Origin of the sequence: Dongia soli (genome assembly GCF_034044715.1) — a bacterium.
In the GTDB taxonomy this organism is placed as follows: domain Bacteria; phylum Pseudomonadota; class Alphaproteobacteria; order Dongiales; family Dongiaceae; genus Dongia_B; species Dongia_B soli.
On the sequence record NZ_JAXCLW010000003.1, the window covers coordinates 366498 to 386392 of the forward strand.

A 19895-nucleotide genomic window follows, 5' to 3' on the forward strand; every position below is an offset into this window, starting at 1 on the left:
CGCGATGAATCAGCCCGGCTTGATCTGGGCGTTCCGCTGGACCAAGGCGGTGAAGAGCTGAAGATCCGTCGGCTCGGCATCCGAGACCACCCAATAGGTCGCCCGGCCTGCCGTCCAATAGGTCAGATGGTATCCCTTGATGGTCATCGCCTCGGTACCATGCCCATGCACTTCACCGGGCATCGGGGGACAGGCGAGGAAATTGATCCAGTGGTTCTCATGACGATAGACCAGAGCCGCCACGGCGCGGCCGGCAACATAATCAAGCCGGCCGCCCACCAGCTCGAAATTCTGTGATGCAAGATCGGCAACCACCGGCGCCACGCTAACCTTGCCATTGAACCAGGGAACGATCTGATTGGGGTCACCGGACGCTACATCCGTAAGGTGCCCCGGCATCAGCGACCGGATATGGCTTGCCACAACCTGCTCGGCGAGATCCGGTTCTACCTGCTGCCGTGTCAGCCGGTAAGCCACGCCGCCGGCCACGAGCAATCCTACCGCCGAAGCAGCGACGGCCAGGGCGCGCCGCCGGGACAACACAACAGTATCTGCATTCGGCTGCATCGCCATGGCGACGCCCAAGCGCTGTCGCAGCCCCTCTGGCGCCCGATAGCGGACCAGGGTCGATTGCAGCCGGAGATGCAATGCCCGGCGTTCCAACCGGCGCTTGCGGCAATGAGGACAGGCCGCCAAATGTGCCTCCAATGCCAGAATGCTGGTGAGATCGAGCTCACCATCGACATCGGCATCGATCAGGCCAACCATCCGATCACAATCCATGAGCCGCCCCATGGCCGACCTGCCGCTCCATAGCGGTGGTCAGATGCTCCCGCGCCCGCGCCAGCCGCGACATTACCGTTCCGATCGGTATACCGGCAATTTCGCTGATCTCGCGATAAGAACAGCCCTGCAATTCCCGCAACACGATGACCTCCCGATAATGCGGCGCCAGATCGGCCACCGCCTGATGCAGTTGTTCGCGCATTTCTTTGTCCGCAAGCGTCGCTTCCGGTGTTTCCGTCGCCGTGGGATACAGCGTCACCACAGTCGATCGGTTGGCCATTTCGATGGCGGCGTCGTTATCAGTGAAAACCAGTTGATGGGGTCGATTGACCCGCAACCAACTGAAGCAGCAGCGGCGAACGATGGTCAGCAGCCAGGGCCGGGCTTCCGGGCCGCGGAAGGTGCCGAAATGCTTCATCGCCTTCAAATAAGCCTCTTGAACCACATCCTCAGCATCGCTGCGATTACCGGTTAGCCACCGCGCGAGATTATAAGCATCATCCAGATGCGGCAGCATGAGGCGCTCGAAGGCCGCACGTTGTACCTGATCCACGAAACCCAGCCTCCGCCGATACATTTGGTATCTGGAACGAGGACTCGCTTATTCCCGCCTTTATTCCAGATCGCCTGAAAATCGGATGTCATAACCATAACATGCTGTCGGCAAGGTATCGTGCCGCGTGAGGCATCCTTACCGTGTGACCTCTGTCACCGATATGCTTGGATCTGATAACAGTTCAAGGAAATTTATGCTGCAACGCAATAAATGAGTTGCGAATCCCTGCAACGCCGAGAGAAGATCATGCTGCAATGCAGCATAAGCTTTCACGATCTGACAGAATGAGCGGCCCGTTATGGCAGCGTCTCACATCACATTTCGGCTATTCGCCAAAACCTTCGCCGGCAGACTCAACTGTCGCGCCAGGAATGGTACAGCCGGAAGGTGAGGCGGCGCCATTATCCGCGGTGTCAGACATGCCTACAAATGCATCTGCGATGAGATCAGCCGCTGCCATTCCGCCCTTTCAACCGCCGCCGCACACAGTTCTCAATTCTTTCCTCGAACCGGCACAGCTCACCGATGCTGAAGCCGCACTTGAAAAATCGAAGGGCCCAGCGCAAACGACCGATCCCCAAAAAGCCGCCGACCGTAGACTGGCTCTGGCCCTGCAAGGTGGTGGTGCCCATGGCGCTTTCACCTGGGGCGTACTTGATCGTTTGCTGGACGAATCCGACATAGCCATCGATGCCATCAGCGGTGCCAGCGCCGGTGCACTCAATGCAGTCGCCCTTGCAGCCGGCTATATGCAGGATGGCAGGGCCGGTGCGCAGGAGATGCTGAGCAAGCTCTGGCACCGCATCGCAGATCTGGCCAGCATGAGCCTTCTGCAGCCCACGCCGATGGAACGCCTTGCGCCCGGCTGGCGCAGCGATTGGTCACCGGGCCACCTATTGCTCGACTTCTTTTCGCGCTTCGTCTCACCTTACCAATTCAATCCCTTTGGCATCGATCCACTTCGCCAGCTCCTGCAGGATCTGATCGACTTCGATTCGTTGCGACGACCCGAAGCGATCCGACTTTTCATCTCCACCACACAGCTCGACACCGGCGATCTCCGTATTTTCGGCAACGAGACCATTACGGTAGAAACCATTCTGGCTTCGGGCTGTCTCCCCTCGTTCAATCAGGCCATCAAACTCGACGATACCTATTATTGGGATGGCGGCTATAGCGGCAATCCAGCGTTGCTGCCGCTCCTCATGGAGACGACGGCGATGGAAATCTTGCTGGTGCGCATCGATCCGAAACAGGTCGCAGGCGTGCCGATGACGGTAAACGGCATCCGCAGCCGCCTTAATCGCATCATGTTCAACGCACCGCTCAATGCCGAATTGCGTTTCATCGATTGGCTACGGCACGAGCTCAACGGGCCGGCGCGGCCATTGACGCCGGTGGGCCAGCGGCTGAAGCACTTACATATACAGTCGTTGAGCGCCGACGATTTCATGGGCCAGCTGGACGATTCCAGCAAGCTGATGCCGGATCTGGAATTCATCAGCCGATTACGCCGGGTCGGCCATGAAACCGCCAGTCAATGGCTGGGCGCGCGGTCAGCTCGTAAGCTGCCGCAAGGGAATTGTGATTAAAATCACAGAACGCCAATGCTTAGGTCTTCGTTAAAGCTTATCGCGGAGATTGATTCTGCGAAGGTGTGACAGTATCGATGGCCATAGCCAATGGATGCCGTCTACGCGGCAATTGTGCCGCCGATAACCACGAAAAAGACCAACGACAGATAATGCCATGACCGCCATCTCAAACCGGCAAGATCCGATCGAGGCTCCCCTTTCCCAAAGCGGCGCGACTGACAGCGAAGCTTTGAAGCAGCTGATCGATCTAGGTCTTGCTCTGTCTGCGGAACATGATCATGCCCGGCTGCTGGAACGAATTCTGCTTGGCGCCAAGCATTTGACCAAGGCAGATGGTGGCACACTCTACCTTCTGTCCGATAACCACTTGCAGTTCCGACTGATTTATAATGACTCGCTGAAGATTGCACTCAACGGCGACGATCAATGCACGGCTTCCTTTCCGCCGCTGCCGTTGCATCTCGACGATGGCGGAGCCAACCACAACAATCTCGCGACTTACGTTGCGCTCACAGGCAAGTCGGTGACGATTGCCGATGCTTACGGTGACATAAGCTTCGACTTTTCCGGAATCAGGGCCTTCGATGCGCGGACCGGTTACCGCTCGAAGAGTCTGCTTGCGGTGCCACTGAAAAATAACAAGCATGAAGTACTTGGCGTCCTGCAGTTGATCAATGCCCGGCCGGCGCGAACGTCACCCGAGACGACCGACTGCATTGCCTTCAACGACGAGATCCTGCCACTGATTAACGCTTTGGCGAGCCAGGCGGCAATCGCTCTCGACAATCAGCGTCTCTTGCAGGAGCAGCGCGAGCTTTTTGATGCCTTCATCACCATGATGGCGCAGGCGATCGATGCCAAATCACCTTATACCGGTGGCCATTGCGAGCGCGTGCCGGTTCTGACGGAGATGCTGGCTCAGGCCGCTTGCTATGAGAGCGAGGGCCCGCTTGCCGATTTCTCACTGACGGCCGAGCAGTGGTACGAACTTCGCGTCGCCGGCGGCTTGCATGATGTCGGCAAGGTGACGACGCCGGTTCATATTCTCGACAAGGCGACGAAGCTGGAAAAGATTCACGATCGCATTCATGAGGTGAAGACACGGCTCGAGCTCCTACGCCGCGATGCCGAGATCGCTTGCCTCAAGGCGCAATTAGCCGGTACATCCCGCGAGCTTGCGGAAGCGGAATGCGACGCCCGGTTGACGGAGCTCGATTCCATGTCCGCCTTCCTGGCCAAGGCGAATATCGGCGGCGAATTCATGGCCGATGCGGATATCGAGCGACTTCGCCAGATCGCCAATGAGTCCTGGTCTCTTCAAGCAGCACCGCAGCCGCTGCTGGAGGAAGAGGAATTGGAAAACTTGTCGATCCGTCGCGGCACCTTGAACGCCGCTGACCGAAAGATCGTCAACGACCACATCGTTCATACCATCCGCATGCTTGAAACGCTGCCGTTCCCGAAACATCTTCGCAACGTCGCGGAAATCGCCGGCGGACATCACGAGAAGATGGATGGCACCGGCTATCCCAAGGGATTGAAGCGGCACGAAATGTCCTGGCTTGCACGCATGATGGGGATCGCCGATATCTTCGAGGCACTGACAGCCTGCGACCGGCCTTATAAAGCGCCGAAGACCTTGTCCGAATCGATCGGCATCATGGCGGAGATGAAGAGGACCGGTCATATCGATCCCGATCTCTTCGATCTCTTCCTGCGCTCAGGTATTTATCGGCGCTATGCCGAACGTTTCCTGGAGCCCTGCCAGATCGACGCGGTCGATATAGCGGCCTGTTTGGCGTGAGCTATGCATCGGGAAGGTGGCTGGGGCGCCAGGGATCGAACCTGGGAATGGCGGTACCAAAAACCGCTGCCTTACCGCTTGGCTACGCCCCATCAGCCGGGCGGCTCTGCGCCGGCGAAACGGCCGGTAACATAGCAAAAGTCAGCCGAACTGCAACCCCGGACAGCGCAAATTCGGCAATTGTTTTGCCCAGTAGATCGACTGAGCAAACTGGCTTCAATGCACTTTGAGCGGCGCCGGGACGACCCACCAATTGGGACGCCGGCGGCGAATCTCGGCGGCCGCGGTTTCCGCCGCAGCGGCATTGCCATAGAGCCCGAAACAGGTGGCGCCGCTGCCGGAAAGGCGCGCCACCAGGCAATCCCCGGTTGTCTCGATCAGCGTGAGCACGTCGCGAATGACCGGCGCCACCGTGATGGCCGCTTCGGTCAAATCATTGCGGCGTCCCTTGAGATAGGTTGCCAGAGCGGCGGCATCCGTAGGTGGCACCGACCAGCGGGCCTCGCCCGAGAAGTCACCGCGCCGCGCCTTGAATACCTTTGGGGTCGGGGTCGGCACGCGCGGATTGGCCAGAACGAGCCAGGCAGGCGGCAATTGACCGGCCGGCATGAGTTCCTCGCCGATGCCACCGACAAAACTGGAGCGGCCATCGAGACAGACGGGAACATCGGCTCCGAGCCGCAAGGCGAGGTCCAGCAGGGCCTGGGTGTCAACATCCAACTGCCAAAACTCCACCAGTGCCCGCAACGTCGCAGCCGCATCGGCCGAACCGCCGCCGATCCCCGAAGCAATGGGCAAGTTTTTTGTCAGGCGGATACGGGCACGCGCATCGACACCGGCAATCTCCGCCAGACCCCGCGCCGCCCGCAGCACGAGATTGTTAGCCTCGTGCTTCAATCCCGCAGAGAAAGGTCCGTCGATATCCAAGGCTAAATCGTTATGCGGCGAAATCGACAGATAATCGCCGGTCTCGGCAAACACGATGAGGCTGTCGAGCAGATGAAAACCATCAGCCCGTTTGCCGACAACATGCAGATAGAGATTGATCTTGGCCGGCGCCAACAAAGGGGAAAGCTTGGACATGGTGGTTAGAGCGCGCCGATATCAGCCCGCCTTTTCACTGCTTGCACCGTCGCTGGCGCCCCGGTTATTGCCGTTATCGCTCTTTCCGCCGTTCTTGTCGCTCTTTTCCGGCAAACCATCGCGAATTTTCGCTTCGATCTGTTTTGCCTGATCGGCTTCCGGCTTGAAGCTCAAGGCGCGGCTCCACTGGAAACGGGCCTCATTGAAACGACCCGCACGCCAATAGGCGTCGCCCAGATGATCGTTCAAGGTGGGATCTTGTGGCGACAATTCCACCGCGCGTTCCAGATACTTCACCGCATCGGCGAAATCACCGAGCTGGTAATGCGCCCAGCCGAGACTGTCGACGATGAAGCCTTCTTCCGGCCGCTGGTTGACCGCCGATTCCAGCATCTTGAGTGCCTGATCGAGGTTCTGCCGCCGCTCCACCCAGCTATAGGCGAGGTAATTGAGCACATAAGGCTGATCCGGCGAGAGTTCCAGCGCCTTCTTGAAATCCGCTTCTGCCTTGGGCCATTGCTTTGCCCGCTCATATGAGGTGCCGCGGAAATAGAAGATCGACCAGTCATTGGGCATCGGCGTACCGATCCGCTCGAGTGCCGTGCTATAGGCAGCGGCGGCCGCGTCGAACCGATCGGCGCCCCGCAGCAGATCGCCAAGCAGGACGGGTGCCTCGACATTCTTCTTGTCGCGGGTGACCATTTGCCGCAGCTGCTTTTCGGCTTCGTCGATCTTGTTCTGGCGACGCAAGCATTCTGCGATCGAGAGATCGCCAGACCATCGATAGATCGAATCCTTGCCGATCATCCGATACATTGCCACCGCATCGTCCAAATGATCGGTCCGCCGATAAATGTCGCCGATCAGAATCTTCGCCATCTCCTGATCCGGCATGAGATCAAGGCCAAGGCGCCCGAAGAGCAAGGCTTCGCCCGTGATGTTCTCCTGCAGCAGCAGGATGGTCATGCCGGACAAGACCTCGGCGATGCCTTCTTTGGCCGAATTGATGATCGGTTTCGGCTTCACATCGCGCTTCAGCGATTGAATGAGCGGCCCGGCGATGGAATCGTTGCGTCCGGTATTCTCGCTCTCGAAGCGATCGACCAGTTGTTTCAACGCGGCCTTGTCGCCCCGGCGCTGGAGCAGATTGCCATAGGCCTGCACCAACAATGTCGGCAACTCGCTCGCGGAATCCGCCGCTGATTGATAGCTCTTCTGCGCTGCTTCCTGCTTCTGCAAGAAATCCTCGATCGCGCCGCGCTGCATCAGCGCGAAAGGCGCGAAGCCATCAAGTGATTCCAGCGGTTGCAATTCCTTGACCGCGGCATCGACCTGCTTCTTGCTGGCGGCGACCAGCCAGGCACGCAGCATCGGCCCTGCATATTTTCCAACCTGTTGATCGGGAAGCTGGCGGGCCAATGCCAGAGCTTCCTCATATTTGCCTTCTTTGATCTCACCCTGGATCAACAGCATCATGGAAAGCGGCGCATCGGTTTTCAGCGATGGCTTTTCCTTGGTCAATTGCCGGGCAAGTCGAATCCCTTCATCGACGCGGCCCGCACTGATCAGCGCGATCAGCGTCGTTTGCAACAGGCTGGGGTCACCCGGGTTGGCTTTGAGGGCGATCGGCAGCAAATCGGAAGCCGTCGCCATATCGCCGGTTTCCTTGGCGTTGATCCCCGCCAGGAACGCACCGGCCACCGACCAGTTTTCTTTCGGCGCGTCTGCCAAAGCGGGTGTAACGGCCGAGACGACCGGCGTGGTCGCTATCACGATCGTCAAGAAGCTGGTGGTCAGGCGCGACCGCAAGCGAGAGCGCCGTGAATCGATCTTGGACAGGAAGGAAGCCATTGTCACCAAACGGAAGTGGGTGTCTGTCGACACTCACTTCTAGCAGGAACAATTGGCTTTGGATAGCATGCCGCCGCCAGATGCGGCGATCGGCGTGCGGCGGCCTAGCCGCCAAATACCTTACATATTGGGATAATTGGGTCCACCCGAGCCTTCCGGTACCACCCAATTGATATTCTGTGTCGGATCTTTGATGTCGCAAGTCTTGCAGTGGACGCAATTCTGGGCGTTGATCTGCAACTGCGGATTGCTGCCGTCACTGTCCCGCACGATCTCATACACGCCCGCCGGGCAATAACGCTGTTCCGGCGCGTCATACAAAGCGAGGTTGACCTGGATCGGCACGTCCTTGTTCTTCAAGGTGAGATGCGCTGGCTGGTTTTCCTCATGATTTGTGCCGGACAGGAAAACCGAGGACAAGCGATCGAAGCTGACCACATTGTCCGGTTTCGGATAGTTGATCTTCGGCATCTCCGAGGCCTTCTTGATCTGCAGATGATCCGGCTGGTGATGGAAGGTCCAGGGTGCCCTGCCCTTGAAGATATAGGTATCCAGACCGGAATAGAGCAGGCCAAACCAAAAACCCCGATGGAAACTGGGCCGGATATTGCGCACCCGGTAGAGCTCGTCCCATAGCCAGGTTTTCTTCAGCTGCTCCGGATAGGCAGTTACTTCGACCGGCTTTTCCGCTGCCGCGCCGGAAACCAGCGCATTGAAAACCGCTTCAGCGGCGGTCATGCCCGATTTCATCGCCGTATGCGTGCCCTTGATCTTCGGCACATTGAGGAAGCCCGCAGTGCAGCCGATCAAGGCGCCGCCGGGGAAGGTCAGTTTCGGAATCGATTGGAACCCGCCTTCATTGATCGCGCGGGCGCCATAGGCAATGCGCCGGCCGCCTTCGAAATAGGGACGAATATCCGGATGCTGCTTGAAGCGCTGGAATTCATCGAACGGCGACAGATGCGGGTTCTCGTAGTCGAGTCCGATCACGAAGCCGACCGCCACCTGATTGTTCTCCAGGTGGTAGAGGAAGGAACCGCCATAGGTATTGGCATCCATCGGCCAGCCGGTGGTGTGGATGATCTTGCCCGGACTGTGCTTCGCCGGATCGATTTCCCATAATTCCTTGATGCCGATACCGAAGGTCTGCGGATCGACGCCGTCGCGCAGATTGAACTTCTCGAACAGCGTCTTGGTCAGGGAACCGCGGCAACCTTCGGCGAAGATCGTCTGCTTGCCATGCAATTCGACACCACGGGTGAAATTGGCCGTCGGCTCGCCGTCCTTGCCGATCCCCATGTCGCCGGTCGCAACACCTTTGACCGCGCCGCTCTCATCATAAATCACCTCGGCGGCAGCGAAACCGGGATAGATTTCGACGCCCAACTCTTCCGCCTGCGTTGCGAGCCAGCGGCAGAAATTCCCGAGCGAAATGATATAGTTCCCCTCGTTATGCATCTGCGGCGGGGTCGGCAGGCGGAACGATTTCTTCTCCGTTAGATACAGAAAGAAATCCTCTTTGGCCGGGGTGTTGAGGGGTGCGCCCTTTTCCTTCCAATCCGGAATGAGCTCGTTGAGCGAGCGGGGTTCGAGCACCGCACCGGAGAGAATATGGGCACCGATCTCGGCACCCTTTTCGATGACGCAGACCGAGATCTCGTGCTCTTTCTCAGCCGCCAATTGCTTGAGCCGGATCGCTGCGCTCAGGCCCGATGGCCCGCCGCCGACGATTACGACATCATATTCCATCACCTCGCGGTCCATTCTCCCCTCCCGGCACTCTCGGCCCAGTCAGTCAGTCCAATCCCGCCGGCGCCCGATCGGCCAGCCTAGGTCGGGCTAGGTGTTACAATGTGGTCAGGGGTGCTGACAACTGCTCACACCGCCCTTTTTTTGCCCCGGAACGCATAGCTCGGCGGGCCTGGCAAAGACTTTTGGCGCGCTGCCACTTTCGAGGCGACGCCGCCGGTGCTAGGTTCCCCGCCATGCAGACCTCGGGCGATATCCTGGACCCCCTCGCTCTCCTCAGACTCTATATCGAGTGGGGAGCCGACGAGGCTTTGGAAGAGACGCCGCAAAGCCGCCTCGGGGCGACCCTGGCAACGCTGGACATGCCTGGCCGCAATGCGGGGGGGCCAGACCAGTTGCCACCTCGTCCTCATCCGGCCGGCGCAGGCATGGGCGCTGCAGCCGGCCACACTCCAGCCGCCGCTCGGATTGCCAGAGCGGCTTCGCAGGCCCAGCCTGATAATCCTAATAATATAGCCTCGACCGGCGAGCCGGCCGCCGTCGTCAGCGCCCGCGAAGCTGCCAAGGCGGTGCCCGATCTTGCCGCCTTACAACAGGCCCTGCGGGACTTTGATGGCTGCGCCTTGAAGAAGACGGCCACCAATCTGGTTTTTGCCGATGGCAATCCCGCCGCCTCGGTCATGCTGATCGGCGAAGCGCCAGGCGCGGACGAAGATCGTCAGGGCAAACCGTTTGTAGGCGTATCCGGTCAATTGCTCGACCGCATGATGGGCGCTATCGGTCTCGACCGCAGCACATTTTACATCACCAATGTTTGCTTCTGGCGCCCGCCCGGCAATCGCAAGCCCACCGAAGCGGAACTCGCCGCCTTGATGCCTTTCGTCATCCGGCATATCGAATTGGTAAATCCCAAGGTCTTGGTAATGGTCGGCGGCTCGTCCGCCCAGGGCTTGCTGGGTACCAATGACGGCATCACCCGCTTACGGGGCCGCTGGTTCGAATTTCACGCGCCGGGCTTGCCGGCTCCGATACCGGCCCTGCCGCTGTTCCATCCCGCTTATCTCTTGCGCCAGCCCGGGCTGAAAAGAGAAGCCTGGCGTGATCTGCTGAAGCTGAAGATGCGCCTCGCCTCGCTTGCCTAAATTGAAATCCTTTAGCTGAGTTTCAGTCCCTTAGGACCAACCGAAAATTCCTATGACTCGGGTCGCATTAACCATGCCAACTAAGTCCTTCACGTTATAGTTAAGAGGCGGGCCACGAATATTTTATCGGCCAAATGCTATATGTAGTAGATCGTCTCGCAGTTGACCCCATATCTGTAGATCACATTGGCTTGAAAAGCTGGACTCCCCTGGCACGATCCTCTAAGTCTGGCGTTAGAAACGCACGTAGAGATTTTTCTTTCAACCGTGTCCTAGCCGGGCTGGGGCACAAGTCAAGGGGACGACACCTTGATGAGCAAACATTGCCGACACGGCAAGCCGGCCTCGCTGGCAATGACCGCGCTGACAGTGGTACTGCTTAGTGCCGCCGCCCTGCCGAGCCAAGCCTGGTCACAAGACGGCATCGCCCGCGCGACGACCGCGGCGAGCAGTGAGCGGGACGACCGGGCGTCGGACGAGACGGCTGCCCTCCCCGATGCGACGAACAATATTGATGTCAGTGGGCCCCAGTTACCGCGCCCGCTCGACGCGATCAACGCAGACCGCTACCGAGAAATTTTCCGGGCCCAAGCGCGCGGCAATTACAAGGCCGCCGATAATGTGATGAGCGAGCTGACAGATCAGTCTCTCGTCGGCAATGTGCTCGCCAGCCGCTATTTGTCGCGGGATTATAAGAGCAGCGCCAAAGAGCTTTCGGATTGGCTGAAGCACTATAGCTCCCTGCCGGATGCGCCGGCTGTCTATGCCTTGGCCCAGCGGAAAGGTGCCGGCAAGCTGACGAAGCCGACCGCCTCCACGGTGGTGCGCATGGGATCCCCGGATGAAAGCGTCATCGATACCAATTCGAATTGGCAGGCCGGATTGGCGGCTTGGCGCAAGCGTGATTACACAACCGCAGCCGCCCGCTTCGCCGAAGCCTACGAGAAGGGCGATGATCCTTGGAACAAGTCGGCGGCGGCCTACTGGGTCGGCCGGTCCTATCTGCGGGCCAAGCAGCCGGCGAAGGTCAGCGCCTGGCTGGTAAAGGCCGCCAAGCAGCCGCGCACGTTCTATGGGCAGTTGGCGATTCGCGCCCTCGGCACCGAAAATACTTTCGACTGGCGTACCCCGTCTTTCAATGAACGTTATGCGCGCGCAGTTCTGGGAACGCGGGGCGGCAAGCGGGCGCTGGCCCTCTTGCAAGTCGGTCAGGTGAACCAAGCCGAGAAGGAATTGCTGGTTCTACAGCAGGATGCAGATGATACGCTCTCCGAAGCGCTGCTTTCGCTCTCCCAGGCTTCGCGGATGCCCTCGCTAGCGCTCCGGATTGGCGCAAATACCCGCATGAGGGAAGGCAAGATCATTTCGGCTGCCCTATATCCGCTGCCTTCCTGGCGACCGAGCGACGGCTTCGACGTCGACCGCGCCCTGCTTTATGCGATCATGCGCCAGGAATCCGGGTTCAATCCGGAAGCGGTGAATTCAAGTTCTGGCGCCGCTGGATTGATGCAGCTCATGCCGTCCACTGCGAAACTCGTAGCCGGCAGCAAGACCGCCAATATCAAAGACCCGATTGTGTCGATGGAAATCGGCCAGCAATATATCAATCAGCTGACAGCTGACGAAAATGTCGGCAATAATCTGCTGAAGATGGTGATCGCCTATAATGCCGGCCCCGGCAATCTGGCGAAGTGGTTCAAATCCACCGATGCCGAGAAGGACCCTCTGCTGTTTGTCGAAACCTTGCCGTCCAGCGAAAGCCGGCTGTTCGTCGAGCGGGTGGTGGCGGCTTACTGGATCTATCGCCAGCGGCTTGGTCAGGATGCCACGTCGATCGATGCGATCGCCAGCGGCGAATGGCCAAAATACCACCGTCAGGACGTCGCCAAAGTGATCCCCGACAGGCGCAAGAAGTCGATCAATTAACGCCAGTTGACGGCGGCCCGTCATCCGCGGGATGGTGGGCCATGCCAAAGATCGACGAAAGCAGGCCATTCCTGGCCATCAATATCGCCATACTCACGGTCTCCGACACACGCCAAGCCAGCGATGATCGGTCCGGCCAGGCCCTGGTCGAGATGATCTCCCGCGATGGGCACAAGGTTGCCGACCGCCAGATCGTCAAAGACGACATCGCGGCGATCGCCAACCAGTTGCGCCTTTGGATTGCCGATCCCGCCATTGACGTGGTGATTTCAACCGGCGGGACCGGCGTCACCGGCCGTGACGTCACGCCCGAGGCTTTCGAGACGGTCATTGAAAAGCGCATCGATGGATTCGGTGAATTGTTCCGTTGGCTGTCTTTTCAAAAAGTCGGCACATCCACTATTCAGTCGCGCGCTTTAGGTGGTGTCGCCGGCGGAACCTATCTCTTCGCCCTGCCGGGATCGCCCAGTGCCTGCCGCGACGGCTGGGATGAGATATTGAAATGGCAGCTCGACAACCGCTTCCGGCCTTGCAACTTGGTAGAATTAATGCCGCGCTTGCAAGAGCATCTGCGTCAAAAATGAGACGGTCATCGATATGACAAAGGGTATCGGCGGTTCCTCGGCAGCAGTCGAACTTGCAGATATTGGCGCCTGGACCGATCAAGCCGCGCCTATCTCACCCGCCGAGCGTCAGACGCGCCTCGACGAGGCGAGGCATTTGACCTCGGCGATGGGCGCCGATGCCTTGCTCGTCAATGCCGGCACCAGCCTCGACTACTTCGCCGGCATAAGCTGGGGCGCCAGCGAGCGGCTGCTCGCCCTGGTCTTGCCGCGTAATGGCAGACCCATCATCGTTTGCCCCGTTTTCGAACGCGGATCGTTGGAAGCCGAGCTCCGTATCGAAGCCGATCTGCGCTTATGGGAAGAAGATGAAGATCCTTATGCGCTGGTGATCGATGCATTGCGGCAGAGCGGTGGTACAACGCTCGCCCTTGATCCCGCAGCCAGCTTCGCCATCCACACCGGCCTCAAGCAAACGGGCGCCAATATCGATATTCGCGACGCCGGCAGCGTGATCGACGGTTGCCGCTCGTGCAAATCACCGGCCGAGTTAGCGCTGATGCAGCAAGCGAAATCAATGACGCTCGAGGTGCACCGACACGCCGCCCGCATTCTGGCGCCCGGCATCACCACAACCGAGGTCAAGCGTTTCATCGATCAAGCCCATCGGGCGATCGGCGCCGATAACGGATCGACCTTCTGCATCGTACAATTCGGCCGCGCGACCGCCTATCCCCACGGCCTGCCCGGCGAGCAACGCCTGCAGGAAGGCGACATGGTGCTGATTGATACCGGCTGCCGGGTGCAGGGTTATCATTCCGACATCACCCGCAGCTATGTCTTCGGCACGCCCACCGCCGAGCAGCGAAAGGTCTGGGCTTTGGAACAGGAAGCCCAGCAGGCCGCCTTTGATGCGGTGAAACCGGGTCTTCCCTGCCACGCGGCCGATGATGCCGCGCGCGCGGTCTTGGTCAAAGCCGGCCTCGGCCCGGATTATAAGCTGCCCGGTCTACCGCACCGGACTGGCCACGGCATCGGCCTTGCCATTCACGAGGCCCCCTATTTGGTTCGCGGCAACCGAACGCCACTGGCGCCGGGCATGTGCTTTTCCAATGAGCCGATGATCGTCATTCCCGATCAATTCGGCATCCGGCTCGAAGACCACTTCTATGTCACCGAGACCGGCGCCGCCTGGTTCACCCGGCCATCGCCCAGCATCGACGCGCCATTTGGGTGAAAGCACATCCCCGATTTTGTTCTTTATTTGTTCTCATTTTGATGCCAAGATCTGGCATCATGAGTGCGCCACAACAATCCAGACCAGATTTCGACTTCGGCGACATGACGCCGGCGCCCGAGACGGCGCTGCCGGCCCAGGTGCGCAAAGGCCGCGGTGCCATCAGCAATCGGCCTGGACGCTACGAACCAGGGGACCGGCCGGCGGAGGATGATGGCTGGCCGCGCTCCGAAGAAGAAGAGGCCCTGCCGCCTCTGCGTACCGTTGTCGGCCTCGACACCAGCAAAACGATCATCAGCCGTAACGATTCCCCCGACATTCCCTTCGACCAGTCGATCAACCCGTATCGGGGTTGTGAACATGGCTGTATCTACTGCTTCGCCCGGCCGACCCATGCTTATCTCGGTCATTCTCCCGGTTTGGATTTCGAGACCAAGCTTTATCACAAGCCCAATGCGGCTAAATTGCTGGAGAAAGAGCTACGGCGACCGAGCTATCGTCCCTCGCTCATCGCCCTCGGCGCCAATACCGATCCCTATCAGCCGATCGAACGCCGTTACCGCCTGACCCGCAGTATTCTGCAGGTCCTTTCCGACTTCAATCACCCGGTCGGCATCACCACAAAATCCGCCAATGTGCTGCGCGATATCGATCTGCTGACCAATATGGCACGCCGGCGCCTGGTGCACGTCGCCATCTCCGTCACCAGCCTGAATGCCGATATTGCGCGCCAGCTCGAGCCGCGCGCCAGCGCACCCCATCGACGGCTTGCCGCGATCAAGCAGCTTGCCGCTGCCGGCATTCCGGTCAGCGTCTCCGTCGCACCAATCATTCCCGCTTTGACCGATCATGAGATCGAAGCGATCATCGAAGCGGCGGTCAAAAACGGCGCGCGCGGCGTGAATTGGACGCTGCTGCGCCTGCCGCTGGAAATCAAAGACCTCTTCAAGGAATGGCTGGAGGCCCATGTCCCGGACCGGGCGGATCACGTGCTTAGTCTGGTCAAGGATTGTCACGGGGGACAGATTTATTCGAGCCAATGGGGCAGCCGCATGAAAGGCTCGGGTCCCTATGCCGAAATGATCCGGCAACGGGTCGAGCAGGCCGCCAAGCGCCATGGGATCGGTGCCCGCGACTGGCGGCTGGATCTGTCACGCTTTGCCGTACCTCAGGCGATACCGGCCCAGCCGGATCTCTTTTCCATGATTGGGGAATCGGACAGCCGGTAAGCTTTCAAGGCCGGTCGGTGCCACTGGGACTCATCCAGGCAGTTGCAGGATGGGACAAATTCAGGCATGGCTGGGAAGTCGAAGACGTCTCCGCCACCGCCGGGTGCCCATGTCCAGCCGATCTCGCCTCCTTGCCGCAATCACCCTGCTGATCGTCGGATCGTCATCGGCCGATGCCGCCTCGAAGATTGTCGATACTGCTTTCAAGCAGGGCGCTGAGGATGGTGCAGCTTGTCTGCCACAGGATTCGAAGGGTGGTTTGCAGGCATTTCAGCAATGCATCGACAAGCATGTGAAACAGCCGGAGGCTGGCAAAGCTGCCCAGGATAGCTATCTTCTCGGTCTCCGTGCGGAGACATGGGCCCTAATCAATCTGCAGGCCCAAAAGGCTTGGGATGCTGGATCAAGCGGCAGCACCGCACAGCAGGAAGAGGCAAAAAAGGCCGCCAATATCTTGCTTGACGTCGCGCATGCCCATTTCCTCGAAATGCGCAAACTGCAAAAGAAGGTAGCGGCATCCGACCCAGACGTTTCCCAAGCGCTCGGCCTGCCCTACGAGGCGCTGCAGGCGCATTTCCAGTTCTATGAGAATTGGAAATAGCCCATGCCCCATCTCAAGCATGAGAAAGCGCATGGATTGCTTCCCGGTCTGAGTGGTGGCCGGATCGTTTGTGGTATCGATGAGGTCGGGCGCGGCCCGCTGGCGGGGCCCGTCGTGGCCTGCGCGGTGGTCATCGATCCTGCGCGCCTGCCGCGGGGCCTCGCCAAGAAGATCGATGATTCAAAGAAGCTGGCGCCTGCCGTCCGGCAGTCGCTGCACGACACCCTGCTGGATTGCGTTTCTTATGGCATCGGCCAGGCCAGCGTCGACGAGATCGACGAGATCAACATCCTGCAGGCAAGCTTCTTGGCCATGCAGCGCGCCGTTGAGGCCTTGCCCACCAAGCCGGATATAGCCCTGGTCGACGGCAACCGCCCGCCGCGTCTGGGTTGTGAAACGCACTGCCTCATTGGCGGGGATGCCATTTCACTGACGATTGCATCGGCCTCTATTATCGCAAAAGTAGTGCGTGACAAGATCATGTACGATCTCGCTTTGGAGCACACCGTATATGGGTGGGAGACCAATGTGGGCTATGCAACGCCGGAGCATTTGGCCGGAATTAAGCGTCACGGGGTCTGTGCCCATCACCGGCAGACATTTAGACCAATATCTCAGAGTCTTAGCATAACAGACTGACTCTTCACATTTTTTGCGCTTGACTTAGCGAGTCGCCTGACTCAGGATCGGGCGCATGAAAACGAAGCCGCCCAAATCCGACCTTAAATCCCTGCCGCTGGATAGCATCCTGCGCGGCGATTGTATTGCCGCCATGAATGCCCTGCCGGAAGGGTCGATCGACATGATTTTTGCCGATCCGCCCTATAATCTCCAACTCGAGGGAGAGTTGCATCGACCGAACAATACCAAGGTCGATGCAGTGGATGACGATTGGGACAAGTTCGCGGATTTCGCGACTTATGACGGTTTCACGGAGGCCTGGCTGAAGGCAGCCCGGCGCATCCTGAAGGATGACGGCACCATCTGGGTGATCGGCTCCTATCACAACATCTTCCGGGTCGGTGCCAAGCTGCAGGATCTCGGCTATTGGATGTTGAACGACGTGGTCTGGCGCAAGACCAATCCGATGCCGAATTTCCGCGGTCGTCGCTTCACCAACGCTCATGAGACGATGATCTGGTGCTCGAAGTCGAAGGACAGCCGGCATCAGTTCAACTACGAATCAATGAAGGCGCTGAATGACGATCTGCAGATGCGCAGCGACTGGCTGCTGCCGATTTGCACCGGCAATGAGCGCATCAAAGACGAAAAGGGCAATAAGGGCCATCCGACCCAGAAACCGGAAGCCTTGCTGCACCGGATCATCATGGCTTCGACCAAGCCGGGCGATGTGGTGCTCGATCCCTTCTTCGGCAGCGGCACCACCGGTGCGGTCGCCAAGCGCCTGGGCCGCCGCTGGATCGGTTTGGAACGCGATGAAACCTATATCGGCCTGGCCAAGAAGCGCATTGCCGCCGTACAGCCGGTCACCGATCCGAGCCTGCTGCATACCCCATCGAAGCGCGAAGAGCCGCGGATTCCCTTCGGTTGGCTGATCGAGCGCGGCCTTCTGCCGCCGGGCGAAGTGCTGCACAGCTTGAACGGCCGCTGGACCGCCAAGGTTCGCGCTGACGGCACGCTGATCTCCGCCGATCATCGCGGCTCGATCCATCAGGTGGGTGCTGCCGTCCAAGGCGCGCCGGCCTGCAACGGCTGGCAATTCTGGTGCATCCAGCGCGAAGGCCAGTTGGTGCCGATCGATTATCTGCGTCAGCAGCTTCGCGCCGAAATGCACTGAAGACGGCTTTCGACTTTAGAGTTAGGTGCCTGAACTGCCCGGCTGACCGTAAGGTCGGTCGGGCATCTTTTTATTCGCCGTCGCCGGGAACTATACACCGAGAATACAAGTGGATGGCAAGCACCGGTCATTCCGGTCCTACCTCGCCGCGCGAGATTATCGAAAGATGCTGCAAATAACGGAAAGCATCGGTCTATGTTCAGCGGCATCCACTCGGGCATTCACTGGCAGGCATTTCTGGTCGCGGCGATCGTCCTAGCGACTTTTCCCGGCCCCGGCATGCTTTATGTCCTTGCCCGCACGCTGCAATCGGGAAGCCGCGATGGTTTGCTGTCCTCTTTGGGCACCGGCCTGGGCGGCTTTGTGCATGTCATGGCCGCCGCTTTCGGCCTCTCTGTGATCCTTGCCACTTCAGCCAGCGCTTTCACTGCGTTGAAGTGGGTCGGCGCGGGTTACCTGATCTTCCTTGGCATCCGCAACCTGATACAGGCACGGCAGGACGGCCATGCCATGCTGGGCGCGCCGGCCGCAGCCGCAGATGCCACGCGGCAAAGAAGTCTTATGCACGCCTTGCGGGACGGCTTGCTCGCGGAAGTGCTTAACCCTAAGACGGCCCTCTTTTTCCTGGCCTTGCTGCCACAATTCGCCGTGCTGGATGCAGCCCCCCTGGCGCCGCGGTTGGTGCTTCTCGGCACCATTTCCGTCACGCTCAATACCGCTGCCGATCTTGTCATCGTCGCTTTGGCAGCGCCGCTTGGCCGTTACCTGCGACGTCATCTCGGATTTCAGCGACGCCTGTCGCAAGCCTCCGGCCTGACGATGATCGGGCTCGGCCTCTTCCTGGCAACCGCCAAGAAGAGCAGCTAGGTCACATCTGAGACCTTACGGTTCATCGCAAGATCGACCACCTTGCGCATCACCGTGGGCAAGGCGTAGTCCGACAATCGGTCCGGTGAGACCCAGATGAGATCGGCAGCCGGTGATTTACGGATCAGCGCCCGCTGTACGCCGAGCCGCAATTCGAAATGGGTGAATACGTGTCGCACCTGCCCGTCCAGCATCTGCCATTTCCCGGCTGCGGGAAGCTGTGCCCGCACCTCCGCCTCTGCCCAGTTTTCGGTTCGCCACTCGGTCGAAGGGATTTCCATCATGCCGCCCAGCAATCCCTTTTCCGGCCGGCGGCGCAGTGCGACTTCACCCTTGTCATTGATCATCCAGAAAGCGACGCCGTGGCGGACCGGCCTGACCGCTTTTGCCGCCTTGCGCGGATACGTCTCGGCGTCGCCCGCGGCAAAGGCCGCGCAAGCCGGCCGCCAGGGACAAAGAACGCATTTGGGCCGGGTTGGCGTACAGATCGTCGCGCCAAGATCCATCACCGCCTGAGCGTAATCACCGGGCCGGTGCTGCGGCGTCAGCTTAGCCGCCAGCGCCCGCAATTCCTCCTTGGCCTTCGGCAGCGGTGTCTGCACCCGGTGCAGGCGACTGATTACCCGCTCGACATTGCCATCCAGGATGGTTGCCGGCCTGTCAAAGGCGATGGCGGCAATCGCTGCAGCGGTATAGGGGCCAATTCCGGGCAGTTCCAGCAATTCGGCTTCGGTGTTGGGGAAGCGGCCAAGCGCCGCGACTGCCTGGGCGCAACGATGCAGGTTACGCGCCCGGGCATAGTAACCGAGCCCAGCCCAGGCGGTGAGCACTTGGTCGAGATCGGCCGCCGCCAGATCCTCGACCCTGGGCCAACGCGCGAGAAAGGCGTCGAAATAGCCTTTCACTGTCGCCACCGTGGTCTGTTGCAACATGATTTCCGAAAGCCAGACATGATAAGGATCGGGATGCTGGCCCGGCAGGCTGCGCCACGGCAAGAGCCGCCGGTGCCGGTCATACCAAGCGAGCAAGCTTGGCGGCAATTCCTCGGCGATCTGGTCTTTGCGGCGGCCTGATATTGTCTGGCTTGTATCCATTGCGAGCGGCACCA

General features: G+C 59.6%; 17 protein-coding genes and 1 tRNA gene. 11 read left to right on the top strand and 7 right to left on the bottom strand.

Annotated features, from left to right (window positions below; all coding sequences use genetic code 11):
- Window positions 1–9: 9 nt before the first annotated feature.
- Window positions 10–783 carry an anti-sigma factor family protein gene (locus tag SMD27_RS13825; protein ID WP_320508991.1) on the bottom strand — a complete coding sequence of 258 codons (774 nt, stop codon included), beginning with the start codon at window positions 781–783 and terminating at the stop codon, window positions 10–12.
- Complete coding sequence (locus tag SMD27_RS13830) at window positions 773–1339, bottom strand: sigma-70 family RNA polymerase sigma factor (RefSeq protein WP_320508992.1); 567 nt, start codon at window positions 1337–1339, stop codon at window positions 773–775. Before SMD27_RS13830 ends, SMD27_RS13825 begins: the two co-directional genes overlap by 11 nt.
- 443 nt (window positions 1340–1782) lie before the next feature.
- On the opposite strand from SMD27_RS13830, the gene SMD27_RS13835 reads away from it, so the two are divergent.
- Complete coding sequence (locus SMD27_RS13835) at window positions 1783–2934, top strand: patatin-like phospholipase family protein (RefSeq protein WP_320508993.1); 1152 nt, start codon at window positions 1783–1785, stop codon at window positions 2932–2934.
- A 157-nt stretch (window positions 2935–3091) separates the two neighbouring features.
- Window positions 3092–4741: an HD-GYP domain-containing protein gene (locus SMD27_RS13840; protein ID WP_320508994.1), complete on the top strand. Its 1650-nt coding sequence runs from the start codon at window positions 3092–3094 to the stop codon at window positions 4739–4741.
- Between the two features lie 17 nt (window positions 4742–4758).
- On the opposite strand, the gene SMD27_RS13845 is transcribed toward SMD27_RS13840, so the two are convergent.
- The 4 genes from SMD27_RS13845 to SMD27_RS13860 all read right to left on the bottom strand — a co-directional run bounded on the left by SMD27_RS13845 (window position 4759) and on the right by SMD27_RS13860 (window position 9439).
- Window positions 4759–4833 (bottom strand) — tRNA-Gln (locus SMD27_RS13845).
- 124 nt (window positions 4834–4957) lie between these two features.
- The gene (locus SMD27_RS13850; protein ID WP_320508995.1) at window positions 4958–5824 is read right to left on the bottom strand and encodes a 4-(cytidine 5'-diphospho)-2-C-methyl-D-erythritol kinase; all 867 of its coding nucleotides are present in this window, start codon (window positions 5822–5824) and stop codon (window positions 4958–4960) included.
- A 21-nt stretch (window positions 5825–5845) separates the two neighbouring features.
- A complete protein-coding gene (locus tag SMD27_RS13855; protein WP_320508996.1) occupies window positions 5846–7675 on the bottom strand; it encodes a tetratricopeptide repeat protein in 1830 nt (609 codons plus the stop codon).
- 120 nt (window positions 7676–7795) lie between these two features.
- A complete protein-coding gene (locus SMD27_RS13860) occupies window positions 7796–9439 on the bottom strand; it encodes an electron transfer flavoprotein-ubiquinone oxidoreductase (RefSeq protein ID WP_320508997.1) in 1644 nt (547 codons plus the stop codon).
- A 221-nt stretch (window positions 9440–9660) separates the two neighbouring features.
- Between SMD27_RS13860 and SMD27_RS13865 the strand changes: the two genes are divergently transcribed.
- The 9 genes from SMD27_RS13865 to SMD27_RS13905 all read left to right on the top strand — a co-directional run bounded on the left by SMD27_RS13865 (window position 9661) and on the right by SMD27_RS13905 (window position 18787).
- Window positions 9661–10566, top strand: coding sequence for a uracil-DNA glycosylase (locus SMD27_RS13865; protein WP_320508998.1), 906 nt, complete (start codon window positions 9661–9663; stop codon window positions 10564–10566).
- 312 nt (window positions 10567–10878) lie between these two features.
- Window positions 10879–12492, top strand: coding sequence for a lytic transglycosylase domain-containing protein (locus tag SMD27_RS13870; RefSeq protein ID WP_320508999.1), 1614 nt, complete (start codon window positions 10879–10881; stop codon window positions 12490–12492).
- A gap of 41 nt (window positions 12493–12533) precedes the next feature.
- Entirely contained in the window at window positions 12534–13076 is a 543-nt protein-coding gene (gene moaB / locus SMD27_RS13875) for a molybdenum cofactor biosynthesis protein B (protein WP_320509000.1), read from the top strand.
- A 13-nt stretch (window positions 13077–13089) separates the two neighbouring features.
- Window positions 13090–14292 carry a M24 family metallopeptidase gene (locus SMD27_RS13880; RefSeq protein WP_320509001.1) on the top strand — a complete coding sequence of 401 codons (1203 nt, stop codon included), beginning with the start codon at window positions 13090–13092 and terminating at the stop codon, window positions 14290–14292.
- Between the two features lie 59 nt (window positions 14293–14351).
- Window positions 14352–15521 (top strand): PA0069 family radical SAM protein, encoded by a 1170-nt coding sequence (locus SMD27_RS13885; RefSeq protein ID WP_320509002.1) that lies wholly within the window; start codon window positions 14352–14354, stop codon window positions 15519–15521.
- A gap of 109 nt (window positions 15522–15630) precedes the next feature.
- A complete protein-coding gene (locus tag SMD27_RS13890) occupies window positions 15631–16122 on the top strand; it encodes a hypothetical protein (RefSeq protein ID WP_320509003.1) in 492 nt (163 codons plus the stop codon).
- A gap of 3 nt (window positions 16123–16125) precedes the next feature.
- Window positions 16126–16761: a ribonuclease HII gene (locus SMD27_RS13895; RefSeq protein ID WP_320509004.1), complete on the top strand. Its 636-nt coding sequence runs from the start codon at window positions 16126–16128 to the stop codon at window positions 16759–16761.
- Window positions 16762–16816: 55 nt separating this feature from the next.
- Window positions 16817–17920 carry a site-specific DNA-methyltransferase gene (locus tag SMD27_RS13900; RefSeq protein WP_320509005.1) on the top strand — a complete coding sequence of 368 codons (1104 nt, stop codon included), beginning with the start codon at window positions 16817–16819 and terminating at the stop codon, window positions 17918–17920.
- 195 nt (window positions 17921–18115) lie between these two features.
- Complete coding sequence (locus SMD27_RS13905) at window positions 18116–18787, top strand: LysE family translocator (protein WP_320509006.1); 672 nt, start codon at window positions 18116–18118, stop codon at window positions 18785–18787.
- On the opposite strand, the gene mutY is transcribed toward SMD27_RS13905, so the two are convergent.
- Entirely contained in the window at window positions 18784–19881 is a 1098-nt protein-coding gene (mutY, locus tag SMD27_RS13910; RefSeq protein ID WP_320509007.1) for an A/G-specific adenine glycosylase, read from the bottom strand. The genes SMD27_RS13905 and mutY overlap by 4 nt on opposite strands.
- Window positions 19882–19895 lie beyond the last annotated feature (14 nt).

Coding starts and splice junctions, on each gene's coding strand:
- SMD27_RS13825 (WP_320508991.1), bottom strand. CDS start 783: ATGGATTGTGATCGGATGGTTGGCCTGATCGATGCCGATGTCGATGGT.
- SMD27_RS13835 (WP_320508993.1), top strand. CDS start 1,783: ATGAGATCAGCCGCTGCCATTCCGCCCTTTCAACCGCCGCCGCACACA.
- SMD27_RS13840 (WP_320508994.1), top strand. CDS start 3,092: ATGACCGCCATCTCAAACCGGCAAGATCCGATCGAGGCTCCCCTTTCC.
- SMD27_RS13850 (WP_320508995.1), bottom strand. CDS start 5,824: ATGTCCAAGCTTTCCCCTTTGTTGGCGCCGGCCAAGATCAATCTCTAT.
- SMD27_RS13855 (WP_320508996.1), bottom strand. CDS start 7,675: ATGGCTTCCTTCCTGTCCAAGATCGATTCACGGCGCTCTCGCTTGCGG.
- SMD27_RS13860 (WP_320508997.1), bottom strand. CDS start 9,439: ATGGACCGCGAGGTGATGGAATATGATGTCGTAATCGTCGGCGGCGGG.
- SMD27_RS13865 (WP_320508998.1), top strand. CDS start 9,661: ATGCAGACCTCGGGCGATATCCTGGACCCCCTCGCTCTCCTCAGACTC.
- SMD27_RS13870 (WP_320508999.1), top strand. CDS start 10,879: ATGAGCAAACATTGCCGACACGGCAAGCCGGCCTCGCTGGCAATGACC.
- moaB (WP_320509000.1), top strand. CDS start 12,534: ATGCCAAAGATCGACGAAAGCAGGCCATTCCTGGCCATCAATATCGCC.
- SMD27_RS13880 (WP_320509001.1), top strand. CDS start 13,090: ATGACAAAGGGTATCGGCGGTTCCTCGGCAGCAGTCGAACTTGCAGAT.
- SMD27_RS13885 (WP_320509002.1), top strand. CDS start 14,352: ATGAGTGCGCCACAACAATCCAGACCAGATTTCGACTTCGGCGACATG.
- SMD27_RS13890 (WP_320509003.1), top strand. CDS start 15,631: ATGTCCAGCCGATCTCGCCTCCTTGCCGCAATCACCCTGCTGATCGTC.
- SMD27_RS13895 (WP_320509004.1), top strand. CDS start 16,126: ATGCCCCATCTCAAGCATGAGAAAGCGCATGGATTGCTTCCCGGTCTG.
- SMD27_RS13900 (WP_320509005.1), top strand. CDS start 16,817: ATGAAAACGAAGCCGCCCAAATCCGACCTTAAATCCCTGCCGCTGGAT.
- SMD27_RS13905 (WP_320509006.1), top strand. CDS start 18,116: ATGTTCAGCGGCATCCACTCGGGCATTCACTGGCAGGCATTTCTGGTC.
- mutY (WP_320509007.1), bottom strand. CDS start 19,881: ATGGATACAAGCCAGACAATATCAGGCCGCCGCAAAGACCAGATCGCC.